Origin of the sequence: Cytobacillus sp. FSL H8-0458 (assembly GCF_038002165.1) — a bacterium.
In the GTDB taxonomy this organism is placed as follows: domain Bacteria; phylum Bacillota; class Bacilli; order Bacillales; family Cytobacillaceae; genus Cytobacillus.
In genome coordinates, this window is the sequence record NZ_JBBOBR010000001.1 from 2631577 (window position 1) to 2648732 (window position 17156).

Consider the following 17156-nt stretch of genomic DNA (forward strand, 5'->3'; position numbering starts at 1 on the left):
TTAAAAAATGAGAACAGCAGCGGCTGTTCTCATTCTATTTCCGTGCTGATCAGAGCTGGGTCGACTGGCGTAAAACCTTTATTCCTAAGCCCCTTCACAATATCCTCTAAGGCTTCTTTTGTCCATTCCCTATCATGCATCAATAAATTTGCACCCTTCATTAAATAAGGTGAATTAACCATAATATCCGCTAAAGCTTCTTTTGATTGATATTCTTTCTCCCAGTCATACCCGTATGTCCAATTCATAAGCACCATGTTTTCATCTTCAGCAATTTTCCTGCTGTAGTCTGTAATAGACCCGAATGGTGCCCGAAAGAATTTTGGCCTCTCTCCAATAATCTCCTCAACTCGATCATTAAGTTCAACAATCTCTTTATACTGCTCCTCTTCAGGTAAGCTTTGCAGGTTTAAGTGGCTATTTGTGTGATTGCCAATAGCAAAGCCAAGTTCATGTATTTCCTTCAAAACTTTAGCTTCTTCCGGGGTATCTATGAAATGTCCATTAACAAAAAAGATTGCAGGTGCTGAAAGTTTCTTTAAAATCCTGGCCATTTCCAATGCATTTTTATCAGGAGCATCGTCAATGGTCAGTAATACAACTTTTGAATTGGCCTGACTGATTGGTTCTATTGACCAATTATGTGCATTTATCTTGTATTGCGGCTCTGGCAAGGATACCGCTTCTTCTTTAGGCTTTTCATCGGCATCAGCTTGTTTATTTTCAGACTTAGATTCCGGAACTTTAGAATGATCAGCAAGATTATTTTCTTCTTCTTTTTCCAATTCTGATGGCTTACCTTCAACAGCTGAAAAATTTGTGCATGCAGTCAGGATTATTGCGAAAAAAACATAAATAAAAAGTCCAGCTATTCTCATTGTGACCTCCTTAGTGCATATTTCTTTTAACTCACTTTTATAAGTGTTAGTATGTAACATGGTCGTTTAAAAAAGAAGTTCCCCTTTAGAAACCTTACCATTACCTACTGATTTTACCCGAAACAGGTTCGTTTTGAACATCTTAAAGTGAAATTTAGAAATTAGTGTGGTTCTCTGCATCCTTTCAATTTTGCTTAATAGATCTTGTTCGGGAAGCTGCTCTCCCCTGCTGAGCTCCAATTGCTTAAAAAAATCAAGCAAAAACTGTCAGGAAAGCGGGATACTTAAATGCCTGCATTTTTAGGATTGGAAGTTTTACAGAATTATTTTATTTAGGTTTATTTTATTAAGACTGGAGGGATTTGATGAAGAAACTGACACCCGTTTTTACGGTTTCAGTCATATTCACAGCAATATTTATTTTATGGGGACTTGTTCCGAAGACCATTTTGCCAAAAGGCAACCTTGATTCTGTTACAGCATCTGTTCAGGGATTCATATTGGAAAAGTTCGGCTGGTTTTACCTTTTATCAGCTTCTATCTTTTTAATTTTTTCAATCCTATTAGCATTCAGCAAGTACGGGAATATTCGTCTGGGAAAGGATGCAGACAGACCCGAATATAGCTACTTAAGCTGGTTTGCCATGCTTTTCAGTGCAGGAATGGGAATTGGCCTGGTTTTTTGGGGAGTTGCGGAACCAATGTATCACTACTATGCGCCACCTTTTCTTGACGGGCAGACACCAGAAGCAGCAAGAGCTGCCATGAGGTACTCCTTCTTCCACTGGGGGCTTCATCCATGGGCTATATATACAGTCATTGGGCTGGCACTCGCTTATTTTCAGTTCAGAAAAGGTGCACCGGGAGTTATCAGCTCCATATTGAGGCCAATTTTAGGGAGCAAAGTGGATGGTCCACTTGGAGTATTAATTGATTTTATAGCCGTCTTTGCTACTATTTTTGGTGTTGCGACATCATTAGGGCTGGGAGCCATTCAAATATCCGGCGGACTTTCTGAAACATTTGATGGTATCAGCAATAATTTCACCACTCAATTAATTATTATTGTGGTTGTGACGATCTTGTTTATGGTTTCAGCACAAACCGGTTTAAACAAAGGAATAAAATACTTAAGTAATTTAAATATTATTTTAGCTATCTCATTATTGTTATTTCTGTTGTTTGTGGGGCCTTCAAATTTTATTATGGATCTGTTTACAACAACGATTGGCTCTTATCTTCAAAATCTTCCTTCTATGAGCTTCAGGCTTAGTCCTTTTGACCAGGAGCTGACATGGTTTCAGGATTGGACAATTTTTTATTGGGCATGGTGGATTGCCTGGGCGCCATTTGTCGGTACATTCATAGCCAGAATATCCCGCGGAAGGACAATAAGAGAATTCGTCATTGGCGTGCTTGCTGTTCCTACCCTCTTTGGAGCGCTTTGGTTCTCAGTTTTTGGAGGAACAGGCATATACCTTGAATTCTTTGAAGCTAAGCCTATAATGGATACAATCGACCAGCAGGGGATGGAAGTTGCACTGTTCACTGTGTTTGATAACTTCCCTTTCAGCACTGTTTTAAGCTTATTGGCTATATTCTTGATCAGCACATTCTTTATAACTTCTGCAGATTCAGCTACTTTTGTTCTTGGGATGCAGACGACGAACGGAAGCTTGAACCCTCCGGGCAGAGTGAAATTTGTATGGGGCATTATCCAATCTGCTTCTGCAGCCATCCTTTTATGGACGGGAGGGCTCGAAGCACTCCAAAGAGCTTCTATTATAGCTGCACTTCCTTTTACCGTCATTATGCTTTTAATCGTGCTATCGCTTGCTAAATCGTTTAAAGAAGAAACCATACCGAAAAAATAGATAATAATTTCTAAAAAAAATCGGCACCTGAAATGGGTGCCGATTTTTTTTGCTTGTCACCTTGCCAATTACCAATGTGTAATGTAGGACATCGCCAAATGAAGAGAAGCATATAAGCCTAGGCTCATAACAGTAACCATAAATGTTTTTTTTGCTGACTTAATAACCCAATTTCCAATATTTATTGCCAAGTAGAAAAAAACAAAAAACATAATAACTTTATATACGAGCTGATCATATTTTGACAGCCACTCAATGAAAGTATATCCGCTCCAGATTAACATCTGCAGCAAAAGAGCTGTATAAATCTTCATACACTCCACCACCAAATTTTTTAATCCTTACCCGTTTATTTAAAAAAAGAAACACTTGTGTTTGTAATATATGTTGAAAAGGATATTCTTATTTTTCATTTCTGTATCAATTGAATGACAAGCTAATATTTCCATTTGCTATATGATAAAATACTCATAATTATTAGGAGATTATTATGAATTACTTACCTTCTGTCAGAATGATGGAAAATTATCGAGACTTCTATCCTGTTTTCAGTCAGTTAAGTAATAAGGTGGAATTTATTATAAAGTGAGGGCAAAACGATGAAAGGTCTGCCATTGTTATTGATTACTGCACTCTTGCTTGTGACCTCTTCATGCAATCATAAGGAAGTAAAAAAAGAGCTGAAGATAGACGACAGTGTTAAGCAGCTTATTTTTTTTACTGATAATAAACAATATGAACAGGAAATATCCTATTATGATGCCATCATCGAATTAAAGAGAAGCTATCCTGAACTGATTAAAGATATGAAAGTGATAACCGCAGCGGAAGCCAGTCACTTAAGCAATTATAAGGTAGAAAACTGCCCTGCCATACTGCTGGTATATCAGGACAAAGTTTTAGTAGAAATAAAAGGCACTGTATCTAAAGATAAGATCATTTATCCCCTCGCCAAAGCAATGGATGAAGAGAACGAAAATCCGTAATTATCCACAAAAAAATCCTTCCCTGACAGGGAAGGATTTTTTTGTATTACTATTTTACAATGTGAATTGGGCTTCCAATAGCAACTTCTGCTGCTTCCATTGTGATTTCACCCAATGTAGGATGTGCGTGAATTGTCATCGCAAGATCTTCTGCAGTCATGCCTGCTTCAATTGCTAATCCAAGTTCTGCAATCATATCAGATGCACTTGCACCGGCGATTTGCGCACCAATTACTAGTCCATCCTCTTTGCGTGTCACAAGCTTTAAGAATCCGTCAGTGGAATCAAGTGCAAGGGCACGGCCATTAGCTGCAAATGGGAACTTAGCTGCTGTTACTTCGATTCCTTCTTCTTTAGCCTGCTGCTCAGTATAACCTACAGAAGCTAATTCTGGCTCAGAGAATACAACCGCAGGGATAGCCAAGTAATCAATTTCTGCGTTATGCCCTGCAATTGCTTCAGCGGCAATCTTACCTTCGTAAGAAGCTTTATGTGCTAATTGAGGACCTGCAACAATATCACCGATCGCATAAATATTGCTTACACTCGTACGGCATTGTTTATCAATTTCAATAACACCGCGTTCAGTCATCTTAACACCGGCTTGCTCTAAGCCAAGTTCGTCTGTATTTGGACGTCTTCCGACCATTACAAATACATAATCTGCATCAAGAGACTTCTCTTCGCCTTTTTCTTCAAACTTAACGGTCACTCCATTTTCATTCTCTTCAACACCCTTAGCAAGTGCCTTGGTAATGAATTCAACGCCTTTTTTCTTCAGGTTGCGTTTAACAAGAGATGACATTTGCTTCTCAAAGCCGATAAGAATATCATCTGCACCCTCAAGTATCGTTACTTGTGAACCAAAGTTCGCATATGCTCCTCCAAGCTCGATTCCGATAACACCGCCGCCGATTACGACGATTTTCTCAGGAATTTCCTGAAGAGCAAGGGCGCCTGTTGAATCAAGAACACGTTTAGAGAATTTAAACGTCGGCAGTTCAATTGGACGGGATCCTGTTGCAATAATTGCATTCTTGAACGTGTAAGTTTGTGCAGAATTTTCATCCATTACACGAAGGGTATTACCATCAACAAAGTAAGCTTCACCGCGTACGATGTCAACTTTATTCCCCTTTAATAGACCTTCAACTCCGCCTGTAAGCTTCTTGACTACACCGGATTTGAATTCTTGAACTTTTGTAAAGTCAACTTTTACATTTTCAGCTGTAATTCCCATTACATCTGAGTGCTTAGCATTTTCGTAGCGGTGTCCCGCTGCAATTAAAGCCTTTGAGGGAATACATCCAACGTTTAGGCAAACTCCGCCCATATTAGCTTTTTCTACGATTGTAACTTTTTGTCCAAGCTGTGCTGCACGAATCGCTGCAACATATCCTCCTGGACCCGCACCGATGACTATAGTATCTGTTTCGATTGGGAAATCTCCTACTACCATTTGTAATTACGCCTCCATTAACAATAGTTCTGGATCGTTCAGTAAACGTTTGATGTGATTCAATGCATTTTGTGCAGTTGCTCCATCAATAATTCTGTGGTCAAAGCTTAGTGATAATGCCAATACTGGAGCAGCAACAATTTCTCCATCCTTCACTACCGGCTTTTCAGCAATACGGCCAATTCCAAGAATGGCAACTTCAGGGTGATTGATGACAGGAGTGAACCACTGTCCGCCTGCAGAACCGATATTTGTGATTGTGCATGAAGCACCCTTCATTTCATCTGGAGCAAGCTTGCCGTCACGCGCTTTACCAGCCAGCTCATTGATTTCATTTGAGATGGCAAATGTAGATTTGCGGTCTGCATCCTTAACAACTGGTACAAGAAGACCTTTTTCAGTGTCTGCCGCAATACCAATGTTATAGTAATGCTTCTGGATGATTTCACCTGCTGCATCATCGATTGAAGTATTTAGTGCCGGGAATTCACGCAATGCACTTGTTAAAGCTTTTACCACATAAGGAAGGAATGTAAGCTTAATTCCTTTATTCGCTGCAACTTCTTTAAACTTCTTGCGGTGTGCAACAAGTTTCGTAACATCAATTTCATCCATCAATGTAACGTGTGGAGCTGTATGCTTAGAGTTTACCATAGCTTTTGCAATAGCCTTACGGATTCCGCTCATTTTCTCGCGAGTTTCCGGATATTGTCCAGCAGGGATCGCCTGTGCAGCTGCCGGTGCAGTTTCTTTTGCTTCTGCTTGTGGTGCAGCTTCCTTAGCAGGTGCTTCATTAGCTTGAGTACCGCCATTTAAGAATGAATCAATGTCATCTTTCTGGATGCGTCCATTTTTGCCGCTTCCAGCTACCTGGCGAATATCTACGCCTTTATCTCGAGCGTACTTTCTGACTGAAGGCATTGCAATGATGCGGCGGTTAGGATCCACATCCGTATCAGAAATAACTACGCCTTCTTTTGGTGTCTCCTGTGCAGGAGCTTCCTCTTTCTTTACATCCTGGCCAGCTTCAGCAGTCGCCTGTACCTGTGCTTCTGTTTTTTCTTCTTTAGGAGCCTCATCTTCATGGTCTCCCTTGAATTTAAGATCTTCATATCCTGGAGCATCAAAGGTGATCAAAACTTGACCTACAGTTGCCACTGTACCTTCTTCAACAAGGATTTCTTCAACTTTACCTTTAACTGGCGAAGGAATCTCTACAACCGCTTTATCATTTTGAACCTCACAAAGCACGTCATCTTCTTGTACTTCGTCACCCGGCTTTACAAACCACTTGACGATTTCACCTTCATGGATACCTTCACCGATATCAGGCAATCTAAATTGGAATGCCAATGGAATTCACCCTCCTATTATTTCAATCGTTCTAGTAAAACACGTCAGGGGGATATTTTCCCCCTTGTGTCATTAGTTATTCAATTAGAATTCAAGTACTTTTTTAGCTGTTTCAATTACATCTTTATAGTTTGGAAGCCAAACTGTTTCAGCCTGCGGGAAAGCAAATACTGTATCTGGTGCAGCTACACGCAGAACTGGTGCTTCCAGGCTAAGAATTGCACGGTCATTGATTTCTGCCACGACATTTGCTGCAATACCAGCTTGCTTTTGTGCTTCCTGAACAACAATGGCTCTTCCTGTCTTTTCAACAGAAGCAATAATTGTTTCTATATCGAGAGGTGCAACTGTACGCAAGTCGATAACTTCGGCAGATTTCCCTTCTTTTTCAAGCTCTTCAGCCGCTTTTAAAGATTCATGGACCATTGCCCCGTAAGTTACGATTGTCAGGTCAGAACCCTCACGTTTAACTTCTGCCTTGCCAAGCGGAATTGAATATTCCTCTTCTGGCACTTCCTGGCGGAAAGAACGGTATAATTTCATGTGCTCAAGGAAGATAACAGGGTCGTTATCACGGATAGCTGAAATAAGAAGCCCTTTCGCATCATATGGAGTTGATGGAATTACAACCTTTAATCCTGGCTGCTGAGCCATAAGGCCTTCTAGGCTGTCCGCATGCATTTCAGGAGTATGTACGCCTCCTCCGAATGGCGAACGGATTGTAACCGGTGCACTGTATCTTCCCCCGGAGCGATAACGCATACGCGCCAGCTGGCCGGAGATAGAATCCATTACTTCATAAACGAATCCAAAGAATTGGATTTCAGGTACCGGACGGAAGCCTTGTAAACCAAGACCGACAGCCAGACCGCCGATTCCGGATTCAGCTAGGGGTGTATCAAATACACGCTCTTCGCCAAATTCTTTTTGAAGGCCTTCGGTAGCACGGAAAACGCCGCCGTTAACGCCCACATCTTCACCGAATACCAATACATTCGGATCGTTGCGCAATTCTGTGCGAAGAGCATCAGTAATTGCCTGAATCATTGTCATTTGCGCCATGGCTTACTTCGACTCCTTTTCTTTGTATATTTCATACTGTTCTTTAAGGTTGAATGGCATTTCTTCATACATGATGTTCATAAGGTCAGTAACCTTTTGCTTAGGTGTATCATCAGCCTTTTTAATAGCTTCTTTAATATCTTCTTTTGCTTGTTCAATTACTTCGTTTTCCATATCTTCATTCCAGATTCCCTTGTCTTCAAGGAACTTGCGGAAACGAACAAGAGGATCTTTCTTTTCCCATTCATTATCAAGGTCAGAAGTACGGTAGCGTGTTGGATCGTCTCCAGCCATGGTGTGCGGTCCGTAACGATATGTCAGCGTTTCGATTAATGTAGGACCTTCACCATTCAATGCGCGTTCACGAGCTTCCCGAACAGCTGCATAGACAGCAAGCGGATCCATGCCATCAACCTGAATTCCAGGAATACCGGCCGCCACTGCTTTTTGTGCAATTGTTTTAGCTGCTGATTGCTTTTCAACAGGAGTAGAGATTGCAAAACGGTTATTTTGCACAATAAAGATAGCAGGTGCTTTGAATGCTCCTGCAAAGTTGATGCCTTCATAGAAGTCACCTTGTGAAGCACCGCCGTCACCAGTATAAGTGATGGCAACTTTCTTTTCGCCGCGCTTCTTCATGCCAAGGGCAACCCCTGCAGTCTGGATATATTGTGCTCCAATGATAATCTGAGGTGAAATAACATTTACACCTTCAGGTATATTTCCGCCTTCGAAGTGCCCGCGGGACCATAGGAAAGCCTGGTATAACGGAAGGCCGTGCCAAATGATTTGAGGCACATCACGATATCCCGGAAGAATGAAATCTTCCTTCTCCAGTGCAAAATGAGATGCAAGCTGAGAAGCTTCTTGTCCGGCAGTAGGAGCGTAGAAGCCCAAACGGCCTTGTCTGTTAAGTGAAATAGAACGCTGGTCAAGAATGCGAGTATAAACCATGCGGCGCATTAATTCCTGAAGCTGCTCATCGTTTAAGTCAGGCATCGCTGAATCATTAACAACCTTGCCTTCTTCATTTAAAATTTGTAGAGTTTGGAACTGTTCTTCAACTGTTTCGAGCTGTTTTTTCGCATCGAATTGTGCCTTCTTTGTTTTAGAAGCCATATCAGTCACCCTTTCCTTTCATAAAAAGACGTTAATTAAGAGTTTTTATACACAAAATTTAGGTTACCCAAAACACTCTCTCAAAAAGCAAAAAAGTACTTTTTCAGGCATGTTTTTATTAGCATCTCTAAATAGCAGAACGTTCTTTTCTGCCATATGCATACTTATAAATAGTGTTCCACAGATCACTTCTAAAAAAACGTCTTTCTGTTCATCTTTAACTATCATATTCTGTATTAGTTTATTTTGCAACAAAATTGATACAGAAATACTTACGAGTTTTAGTTTAATACACCTTCAGGACCTTCGTCAATTACCTTGCCTTTTGTTTTTCACAGTTACCATACTTTTTATATTCTATATCAAATTCCAAAACTGTATTAACGTCCATACGATATCTGTACTATAAAAAACTATTATATTTTCTTGTGTTATAGTAAAGAAACTTCACCTGTCACTATTTTAAAATAAAGACGCATACACAAAACAATGAAAGCGAATTCATTTTGATAAGGTGTCTCCATACGCAATAATAGCCAAAAAACAAAAAATGCCGCGCATTTAACATGCCGGCATAAATATTATTCTTTTGTATTTATTTCGAGCCCTGCTTCTTTATAGAACTCCATTTTTGCTTCATTGTACTCTTTTGTTTTTTCATTGAACTGCTTATTTGAAGACAGTATCTTTTCATACATTTCATTTATTTCGCTAATTTGATTTTCCAGCTGCTCTAGAGTAAGATCTTCCTTTTTAAACATTGCGTAAAGTTCCTTATCTAATTGCAGCGCTTTGGAATAATCCTCATAAAGGGTGTCATGTATTTTATACCTGTCCATCATAATTTCGTACAGTTCTTTAGCTTTATCTTTCAATTTTTGACTCTCTATCTCCTCTATGATTGGAGATAATGAATCAAATTCCTTTTTTGAAGCCTGTATGCTTTTCTGCTCTTTCTCCATATGATTTTTCCGCTGCTCCACAATGGTGGAAGCCTCGTCAGACAGCTTCTTAATTTCCTCGAAATCCTTCATTCCCAGGTTAATAATTTTATCGTATAATTCCTTTTCTCTTTTCTCCAGCTTCACGAGCGGTTCCTGCTGCTTTTCAAAATCCTTTTCTTTTGCAACTACATTCTCCAGAACATCATACACTTTCTCCTCTGGTTTTGGCTTGTTCATACAGCCCGAGAGGAAGATAGCCACTATTATAAAAACAAGCAGCAGTCTGCTTTTGTTCAAAATTGACACGTTGAAACCTCCTTACTTATAACATTTTTAACTATAAAGGTACCTGCCCGGTTTGACAATAGCCCTTTGGTTTGACACTTTTCACAACAGTTCACAGTTTTTCCTTTTTAGAAGTGTATTTAAAATCTATTCGCTTCATTTTTCCTTTATGACTTGGGCAAAGGCCTACACCATTCATCATTTAAAACATAGGCTATATTAATCGTCCGATGTGGCAAGGCAAAAAGATGGACGATAATCTTACTTTAGGGAGGTTATCCTTCATGTACGGATATGGCGGATACGGTTATGGATGCGGTTATCCAGTAGCGGGTGCCGGCTGCGGCAGAGGTTTTGCGTTAATTGTAGTATTATTCATTCTCTTAATCATAGTTGGCTGCGCTTGCTGGAAGTTTTAATTACTTGAGAAGGTGCTAAAAGCGCCTTCTCTTATTAACTTTTTTGCACCGCTCTGCTAGACTGAATATTATAATATAAAATTAATACCTGGCGAGTTTTTGGCTTTCCATATGATCTTCTTGCCAATAATTTAGCCACTTTTTTATTCTTTATTACATAGCGGGAGTGATAATCATGCTGAGCATGAAAGATATTATACGCGACGGCCACCCAACTTTACGGAAAATTGCTGCGGAAGTAAACATGCCTCCATCTGCAGAAGAAAAACAAATCCTGCGGAAAATGATGGAATATGTACAAAACAGCCAGGATCCTGAGCTTGCTGCTAAATATGGATTAAGGGCAGGCATTGGATTAGCTGCTCCTCAAATTAATATTTCCAAGAGGATGATCGCTGTTCATGTAACCTATAACGGCGAGCTGTTCAGTTATGCATTCTTCAACCCTAGGATCATCAGCCATTCTGTGCAGCGTTCTTATCTGGCTGCAGGAGAAGGCTGTCTGTCTGTTGATGAATCCATACCCGGTTTAGTACCCCGATATGCAAAAGTGACTGTTAAAGGTACTGACCTAGGGGGCAATGAAATTAAACTCAAGCTAAAAGGGCTTCCTGCTATTGTGTTTCAGCACGAAATTGATCATTTGAACGGAATCATGTTTTATGATCACATTAACAAACAAAATCCGTTTCAGCCAATTGAAAATGCCATTGCTATAGAACGATAGAATGCAAATGCATTCACTGTGCAACAAAGGAATGCCTCCAGCTATTGAACGGAGGCTTTTTGCACTGCTATATTAATTGTAGTTCCTTTAGTCCCTTCCAGATTCCTTCCTGGTCCACTCCGGATGTTACGTGATCTGCTGCCTTCTTAACCACTTCATCTGCGTTTCCCATTGCTATCCCTGTTCCGACAGCATTCAGCATCTCTATATCATTGAGCCCATCTCCAAAGGCATATACATCCTTCAAATCGAATCCGAGCCTTTTAATCATTTGCTTTATCCCTTCAGCTTTGGACCCGCCAGCAGGCAAAACATCAACGGAATATGGATGCCATCTGATAAAACCAAAATCAGGATATGCAGATGAAGAAATATACTTTTCCTCATCCTTTTCCTCGCAGAACAGCAGTGATTGATATAATTCCCTGCCGCTGTAAAACTTCTGGTCTTCCTCAGGATGCGGGAACTTTAAGCTCCCCATGCTTTCTTCAATAAAAGGATGATGGGTTACTGAGGCTTTCATTGTTTTCTCATTCATAAACACTAATGGATGTCCGTTTGACTGTGCATGCCGATATAGCTTTTCAATTTCAGCCGTTTTTAGAGGATTTCGGTATATCGGCTCATTTTCAAATACGACATATTGCCCGTTAAAGCTGACAAATGAATCAATATCAAGCTCACTGCGCAAGTTCTCATACATGAAAGGAGCCCTGCCGGTCGCAATCGCCACAAAGGCCCCATTCTTTTTCAGCTTGTCAATTGCCTCTTTCGTACTGTCCGGCAAATTTTTTTCGTGATCCAGTAAAGTCCCATCTATATCAAAAAAAACAATCTTTTTCATATAAAACAAACTTCCTTTCAAGCGTTATTCTGCTGGCTTCTATTACATATTTTATCGTAATAAAACACTAAACCCATAAAGTAAAAAAGTCAATTTCATTACTATAAACAATGGCAATTTCCATTTTTACCCACGATAGATTTAACTATTTTACCATATAATATAATTAAGAAAAGCGGAATCTCCTTGCCCGCGAAGGATCGCATACTATAAAAAACACAAGAGTGCAGCCTGCCAAAGCGTTCTCTGTGGACCTGGACAGTATCAAAAGAAGCCACATTAATAACAAAAATCTGTTTAAAACTTCCCTGCTGCCTTTACTTTGGACAAGGATCGTTTAAAATAGAAAGTAAGGAGTTGATCCACTATGTTAAAGAAGCTGAGAAAGAAGCTTTTAAAACAGTGGAATGAAATGCTTCGAAAAAAATCTATTGCCTGACAAATTTGAGCCCTTCAAACTTGCGAAGGGCTCCTTCCTTATTGTAAATTGGTTATCAGTATACTTTTTACATAGATTCGGAAGCGTTTAAGCATTGAGAAGAATTAATATTCATATCCCGCAGGAAAAAACATGTAATACATGTTATTATTTTATATATAAGATAAAAGTTTTTTATCGAATTAAGGAGAGATAGAAATGATTTTCAAGGTATATTATCAGGAATCCAAGACAGAGGTACCGGTTAGAGAAAAAACAAAAACTATTTTTGTGGAAGGCGATTCTGAAAGAGATGTTCGCAAAAAGCTGGCTGACCGCAACTATAATATTGAATTTGTCGCATCTGTTCAAGGAGATTTCCTGGAATATGAAAAACAAAGTGAAGACTTTAAAGTATTGGAGATTGAGTAATTTATGAAATTCGTTAAAAATGATCAAACAGCCGTTTTCGCCCTGGGGGGACTTGGGGAAATCGGAAAGAATACTTACGCAGTACAATTCCAGGATGAAATTATCCTGATTGATGCCGGAATTAAATTTCCTGAAGACGAACTTCTAGGAATCGATTATGTTATTCCTGATTACACTTACTTAGTAAAAAACGAAGATAAGATAAAAGGGTTATTTATCACTCACGGACATGAAGACCATATTGGAGGAATTCCATATCTTCTAAGAGAAGTTAACATCCCGGTTTACGGCGGAAAGCTGGCTCTGGGGCTCCTGAGAAATAAACTTGAAGAACACGGACTATTAAGACAGACCACTCTTCATGAAATCAAGGAAGACGATATCATTAAATTCAGAAAAACTTCCGTGACTTTCTTCAGAACAACTCATAGTATTCCTGATTCATATGGAATCGTTGTCAAAACACCACCAGGACAAGTTGTTCATACCGGGGATTTCAAATTTGATTTTACCCCTGTAGGAGAGCCGGCTAACCTGACGAAAATGGCTGAAATCGGTAAAGAAGGTGTCCTTTGCCTGCTTTCAGACAGCACAAACAGTGAAATACCTGAATTCACCATGTCTGAACGCCGGGTTGGCGACAGCATTCATGACATCTTCCGCAAAGTTGAAGGACGGATTATCTTTGCTACCTTTGCTTCTAATATCCACCGTCTTCAGCAGGTGACTGAAGCGGCGGTTACAAATGGCAGAAAAATTGCTGTCTTTGGGAGAAGTATGGAAGCAGCCATAAATATAGGACAGGAATTAGGATATATTCAGGCACCAAAGGATACTTTTATTGATGCACATCAAATTAACAGACTTCCAGCCAACCAGGTGACAATTCTTTGTACAGGAAGCCAGGGAGAGCCTATGGCGGCCCTTTCAAGAATTGCTAATGGAACGCATCGCCAGATACAAATCATTCCTGGCGATACCGTTGTATTCTCTTCTTCACCTATTCCAGGGAACACAATCAGTGTCAGCAGAACGATTGACAGACTTTCGCGTGCAGGTGCAGAAGTCATTTATGGTAAATTAAGTGATATTCACACATCCGGTCATGGCGGCCAGGAAGAACAGAAACTAATGCTTCGTTTAATAAAGCCAAAATTCTTCATGCCGATTCATGGTGAATACAGAATGCAGAAAATGCATGCCAAATTGGCTGTAGATTGTGGAGTGGAAGAAGAAAACTGCTTTATCATGGATAATGGTGAAGTTCTGGCTCTCAGCGAAGATTCTGCTCAGATAGCCGGAAAAATTCCGTCTGGATCTGTCTATATTGATGGAAGCGGAATCGGTGATATCGGAAATATTGTATTAAGGGACCGCCGCATTCTTTCTGAAGAAGGGTTAGTGGTTGTCGTAGTGAGCATCAATATGAAGGACTTCAAAATCGCTGCCGGTCCTGACTTAATTTCCCGCGGATTCGTCTATATGAGAGAATCAGGAGATTTAATCAATGATGCACAGGCACTCATCACCAAACACTTAAGCAAGGTAATGGAACGCAGAACAACTCAATGGTCAGAAATCAAGAATGAAATTACTGACACGCTTGCACCATTCCTTTATGAAAAAACTAAGCGCCGTCCAATGATCTTGCCGATTATCATGGAAGTTTAAAAGATCCCAAGAGGTATAAATATATACAAAAAAAGGCTGTATCACTCACATGAGAGATACAGCCTTTTTCAAATTATGACATCACTTTTTTTTCAAAACGGTTAATATCCACGTCTGCTCCAATAACAATAAGAATATCGTCAAATTGTATTTTTTCATTTGCCTGCGGAGAAACGATAATTTCATTTTTTCTTTTAATTGCAACAATGTTGATTCCGTACTTTGCACGAATATCTAGATCTATAATGCTGTGGCCGGCAAGTTTTTCATTAGCCACGATTTCTACTATGCTATGCTCATCAGAGAGTTCCAGATAATCCAGAACATTATTTGACACAATACTATGGGCAATCCTTCTGCCCATATCCCTTTCAGGATGAACAACATGATCGGCGCCTATTTTCCTCAATACTTTAGCGTGATAATCATTTTGCGCCTTAACTGTAATCTTATTAACTCCTACCTCTTTTAAAATTAAGGTTGTCAGGATAGAAGCTTGAATATTATCGCCAATCGCCACAATAACATGGTCAAAATTGCGTATTCCCAAGCTCTTAATGACGGATTCGTCCGTGGTATCGCCAACTACTGCGTGCGAAGCAACTCTGGCAAATTCGTTTACACGGTCTTCATTTACATCAATCGCCATTACTTCCATTCCTTCTTCGGCTAGAGCATGGCAAATGCTTCCTCCAAAACGTCCAAGTCCGATAACAGCAAATTCTTTCTTCATCCTATCTTCCCCCAGCAAAGTTAGCAATATAGACAATAATACCATAATAGCACACACAGCAGTATAGTGATCAGTCATTACTTCCTGACAAAATAAAACCTCCGGCTGGAGGTTTCATTTTGTTCATTAAATTGCTTCAAGCATATTGAATTGTGCCTTAACCAAATGAAAATATTCACCTTTCACATTCATCAATTCCTCATGATTCCCCTGCTCTAAAATATTTCCATGATCGAGCACGAAGATTTGATCAGATTCCCGGATCGTGGACAGCCTATGAGCGATAATTATGGCTGTTCTGCCCTTCAAAAGAGTCTTTAAAGCCTGCTGGATCTTCATCTCAGTCTCTGTATCAATACTTGCAGTAGCTTCATCAAGGATAAGAATACGCGGGTCTGCAAGCAAAGCGCGGGCAAAGGAGAGCAGCTGCCTCTCTCCGACCGATAATATATTCCCTCTTTCCTCCACCTCGGTTTCATATCCCTTTGAAAGTTTTTCAATGAATCCATGCGCACCGACTGCTTTGGCTGCTTTTACTACTTCTTCATCCGTGGCATCAGGCCTGCCAAAACGGATATTATCGCGGATTGTGCCGGAAAATATGAAAGTATCCTGAAGCACGACACTGATTTGCTTGCGCAGACTTGATAAAGAAACATCCTGTAAATCATAGCCATCTATTTTTACAGTACCTTCTGAGGGATCATAAAAACGGCTGATTAAACTCGCAATCGTTGTTTTTCCAGATCCTGTATGACCGACAAGCGCTGCTGTCTGCCCTGCTTTTATCTCAAGGGAAGCTCCATTTAAGGCAGTTCTTTTTCCATCGTAAGAAAAAGTGACATTCTCAAATTCTATCTTGCCTTCTATCTCCTGCAGATTCACAGCATTGTCCCTCTCAGAAACGATTGGCTTCTCATCAAGAAATTCAAAGATTCTTTCAGAGGAAGCCATTCCCATGAGCAGCTGGTTATAAACCATACCAAGCCGGGAAATTGGCTCCCAGAACATCCCTAAATAAAAGGCAAAAGAAACAAATACGCCGATCGATATTGACCCGGTCTGAATTAGATGGGCCCCAAACCAAATCAGTACAGCGGTACCCAGGGCATTGGTCAATTCAACCAGCGGTCTGAACATAGCGTTTTTCTGGGAGGCAACCCTCCAGCTTTCAAAGTTCTCCGTATTCACACCATCAAAGAATGCCATATTCTCTTTTTCCTGTGTAAAAGACTGGGTAATCCTTATTCCCTGTATACTCTCATTTAAGTGAGAATTCAATTTGGATTGTTTTAACCGGACAGTTTGCCAGGACCTGCGGATATTTCTCCGCAAACTGGTTGAAATAAAAAACATGATGGGCAGGATGACCATTATTGCCAGGGTCAGTTCCGGACTTAGTGTAAATAAAATAATAAGAATTCCTGCCAGCATGATCAAATCCATCAGCAGATTTATGACTCCATTAGTAAAAAGCTCCTGAAGAGAATTAATGTCATTCATGATCCTTACCAATATGGATCCTGCCGAACGCTGATCAAAAAAACGATGTGAAAGCGTCTGTACGTGTGTAAATAAATGTTTTCGAAGGTCATAAATAACACTTTGGCCAAGCTTATTCATCCATTTAATCCTTAAGTAGTTTGCAGCGTATGAAATGATGTAAAGTACTGCAATCAATGAAACCAGGACGGCAAGCATCCGGCCGTCTTTTTCAATTAAAGCTTTATCTAACGTATACACACCAATCAAGATAGGAATGATCAGCCTGACTGCCGTATTTATTAATACCATTATGATGGAGAGCGGAAGTAAATCTTTTCTGTACGGCTCCATATAACTGAATAACCGCAGCATCTGCTTCCAATTAAATGGCTTCTCGATCACTTCGTCAGCTGAATATTGGAACCTGTTTAACACTTTGTCATTTTCCGATTTAGTTTTTTTCAAGG

The 17156-nt window shown here is 40.0% G+C and carries 16 protein-coding genes; 6 read left to right on the forward strand and 10 right to left on the reverse strand.

Features of this window, described 5'->3' with window-relative positions; translation table 11 throughout:
* Nucleotides 1–29: 29 nt before the first annotated feature.
* The gene (locus tag NYE23_RS12795) at nt 30–878 is read right to left on the reverse strand and encodes a polysaccharide deacetylase family protein (RefSeq protein WP_341078323.1); all 849 of its coding nucleotides are present in this window, start codon (nt 876–878) and stop codon (nt 30–32) included.
* 365 nt (nt 879–1243) lie between these two features.
* Here NYE23_RS12795 and NYE23_RS12800 point away from each other — a divergent pair, with 365 nt between their 5' ends.
* Nucleotides 1244–2752 (forward strand): glycine betaine uptake BCCT transporter, encoded by a 1509-nt coding sequence (locus tag NYE23_RS12800; protein ID WP_341078325.1) that lies wholly within the window; start codon nt 1244–1246, stop codon nt 2750–2752.
* 68 nt (nt 2753–2820) lie between these two features.
* Here the strand turns inward: NYE23_RS12800 and NYE23_RS12805 are convergent, their stop codons facing one another.
* Nucleotides 2821–3066, reverse strand: a complete 246-nt coding sequence (locus tag NYE23_RS12805) for a hypothetical protein (protein WP_341078327.1) — start codon at nt 3064–3066, stop codon at nt 2821–2823.
* Nucleotides 3067–3351: 285 nt separating this feature from the next.
* On the opposite strand from NYE23_RS12805, the gene NYE23_RS12810 reads away from it, so the two are divergent.
* Nucleotides 3352–3738 carry a small peptidoglycan-associated lipoprotein gene (locus tag NYE23_RS12810; protein ID WP_341078329.1) on the forward strand — a complete coding sequence of 129 codons (387 nt, stop codon included), beginning with the start codon at nt 3352–3354 and terminating at the stop codon, nt 3736–3738.
* Between the two features lie 49 nt (nt 3739–3787).
* Here the strand turns inward: NYE23_RS12810 and lpdA are convergent, their stop codons facing one another.
* The 5 genes from lpdA to NYE23_RS12835 form a co-directional block, all read right to left on the reverse strand.
* Complete coding sequence (lpdA, locus tag NYE23_RS12815; protein ID WP_222497146.1) at nt 3788–5197, reverse strand: dihydrolipoyl dehydrogenase; 1410 nt, start codon at nt 5195–5197, stop codon at nt 3788–3790.
* 6 nt (nt 5198–5203) lie between these two features.
* Nucleotides 5204–6550 carry a dihydrolipoamide acetyltransferase family protein gene (locus NYE23_RS12820; protein WP_341078332.1) on the reverse strand — a complete coding sequence of 449 codons (1347 nt, stop codon included), beginning with the start codon at nt 6548–6550 and terminating at the stop codon, nt 5204–5206.
* An 84-nt stretch (nt 6551–6634) separates the two neighbouring features.
* A complete protein-coding gene (locus NYE23_RS12825; RefSeq protein ID WP_341078333.1) occupies nt 6635–7612 on the reverse strand; it encodes an alpha-ketoacid dehydrogenase subunit beta in 978 nt (325 codons plus the stop codon).
* Nucleotides 7613–7615: 3 nt separating this feature from the next.
* Entirely contained in the window at nt 7616–8731 is a 1116-nt protein-coding gene (pdhA, locus tag NYE23_RS12830; protein ID WP_341078335.1) for a pyruvate dehydrogenase (acetyl-transferring) E1 component subunit alpha, read from the reverse strand.
* 581 nt (nt 8732–9312) lie between these two features.
* Nucleotides 9313–9981, reverse strand: coding sequence for a YkyA family protein (locus NYE23_RS12835; RefSeq protein ID WP_341078336.1), 669 nt, complete (start codon nt 9979–9981; stop codon nt 9313–9315).
* Nucleotides 9982–10244: 263 nt separating this feature from the next.
* On the opposite strand from NYE23_RS12835, the gene NYE23_RS12840 reads away from it, so the two are divergent.
* Together NYE23_RS12840 and def are read left to right on the forward strand one after the other, a co-directional pair.
* Nucleotides 10245–10379: a YjcZ family sporulation protein gene (locus NYE23_RS12840; RefSeq protein ID WP_081757237.1), complete on the forward strand. Its 135-nt coding sequence runs from the start codon at nt 10245–10247 to the stop codon at nt 10377–10379.
* Nucleotides 10380–10554: 175 nt separating this feature from the next.
* Nucleotides 10555–11106: a peptide deformylase gene (gene def / locus NYE23_RS12845; protein ID WP_341078337.1), complete on the forward strand. Its 552-nt coding sequence runs from the start codon at nt 10555–10557 to the stop codon at nt 11104–11106.
* Nucleotides 11107–11173: 67 nt separating this feature from the next.
* On the opposite strand, the gene NYE23_RS12850 is transcribed toward def, so the two are convergent.
* On the reverse strand, nt 11174–11950 hold the full coding sequence (locus tag NYE23_RS12850; RefSeq protein WP_341078339.1) for a Cof-type HAD-IIB family hydrolase: 777 nt from the start codon (nt 11948–11950) through the stop codon (nt 11174–11176).
* 637 nt (nt 11951–12587) lie between these two features.
* On the opposite strand from NYE23_RS12850, the gene NYE23_RS12855 reads away from it, so the two are divergent.
* Together NYE23_RS12855 and rnjA are read left to right on the forward strand one after the other, a co-directional pair.
* Nucleotides 12588–12800, forward strand: a complete 213-nt coding sequence (locus NYE23_RS12855) for a DNA-dependent RNA polymerase subunit epsilon (RefSeq protein ID WP_035328587.1) — start codon at nt 12588–12590, stop codon at nt 12798–12800.
* A gap of 3 nt (nt 12801–12803) precedes the next feature.
* A complete protein-coding gene (gene rnjA / locus NYE23_RS12860) occupies nt 12804–14471 on the forward strand; it encodes a ribonuclease J1 (protein WP_341078340.1) in 1668 nt (555 codons plus the stop codon).
* 73 nt (nt 14472–14544) lie between these two features.
* On the opposite strand, the gene NYE23_RS12865 is transcribed toward rnjA, so the two are convergent.
* Complete coding sequence (locus NYE23_RS12865) at nt 14545–15204, reverse strand: potassium channel family protein (protein WP_061794223.1); 660 nt, start codon at nt 15202–15204, stop codon at nt 14545–14547.
* Between the two features lie 126 nt (nt 15205–15330).
* Nucleotides 15331–17154 (reverse strand): ABC transporter ATP-binding protein, encoded by a 1824-nt coding sequence (locus NYE23_RS12870; RefSeq protein WP_341078342.1) that lies wholly within the window; start codon nt 17152–17154, stop codon nt 15331–15333.
* Nucleotides 17155–17156: the final 2 nt, after the last annotated feature.

Bases quoted from the DNA above. Each gene is read 5' to 3' on its own strand.
- NYE23_RS12795 (WP_341078323.1), bottom strand. From the start codon at position 878: ATGAGAATAGCTGGACTTTTTATTTATGTTTTTTTCGCAATAATCCTG.
- NYE23_RS12800 (WP_341078325.1), top strand. From the start codon at position 1,244: ATGAAGAAACTGACACCCGTTTTTACGGTTTCAGTCATATTCACAGCA.
- NYE23_RS12805 (WP_341078327.1), bottom strand. From the start codon at position 3,066: ATGAAGATTTATACAGCTCTTTTGCTGCAGATGTTAATCTGGAGCGGA.
- NYE23_RS12810 (WP_341078329.1), top strand. From the start codon at position 3,352: ATGAAAGGTCTGCCATTGTTATTGATTACTGCACTCTTGCTTGTGACC.
- lpdA (WP_222497146.1), bottom strand. From the start codon at position 5,197: ATGGTAGTAGGAGATTTCCCAATCGAAACAGATACTATAGTCATCGGT.
- NYE23_RS12825 (WP_341078333.1), bottom strand. From the start codon at position 7,612: ATGGCGCAAATGACAATGATTCAGGCAATTACTGATGCTCTTCGCACA.
- pdhA (WP_341078335.1), bottom strand. From the start codon at position 8,731: ATGGCTTCTAAAACAAAGAAGGCACAATTCGATGCGAAAAAACAGCTC.
- NYE23_RS12840 (WP_081757237.1), top strand. From the start codon at position 10,245: ATGTACGGATATGGCGGATACGGTTATGGATGCGGTTATCCAGTAGCG.
- def (WP_341078337.1), top strand. From the start codon at position 10,555: ATGCTGAGCATGAAAGATATTATACGCGACGGCCACCCAACTTTACGG.
- NYE23_RS12850 (WP_341078339.1), bottom strand. From the start codon at position 11,950: ATGAAAAAGATTGTTTTTTTTGATATAGATGGGACTTTACTGGATCAC.
- NYE23_RS12855 (WP_035328587.1), top strand. From the start codon at position 12,588: ATGATTTTCAAGGTATATTATCAGGAATCCAAGACAGAGGTACCGGTT.
- rnjA (WP_341078340.1), top strand. From the start codon at position 12,804: ATGAAATTCGTTAAAAATGATCAAACAGCCGTTTTCGCCCTGGGGGGA.
- NYE23_RS12865 (WP_061794223.1), bottom strand. From the start codon at position 15,204: ATGAAGAAAGAATTTGCTGTTATCGGACTTGGACGTTTTGGAGGAAGC.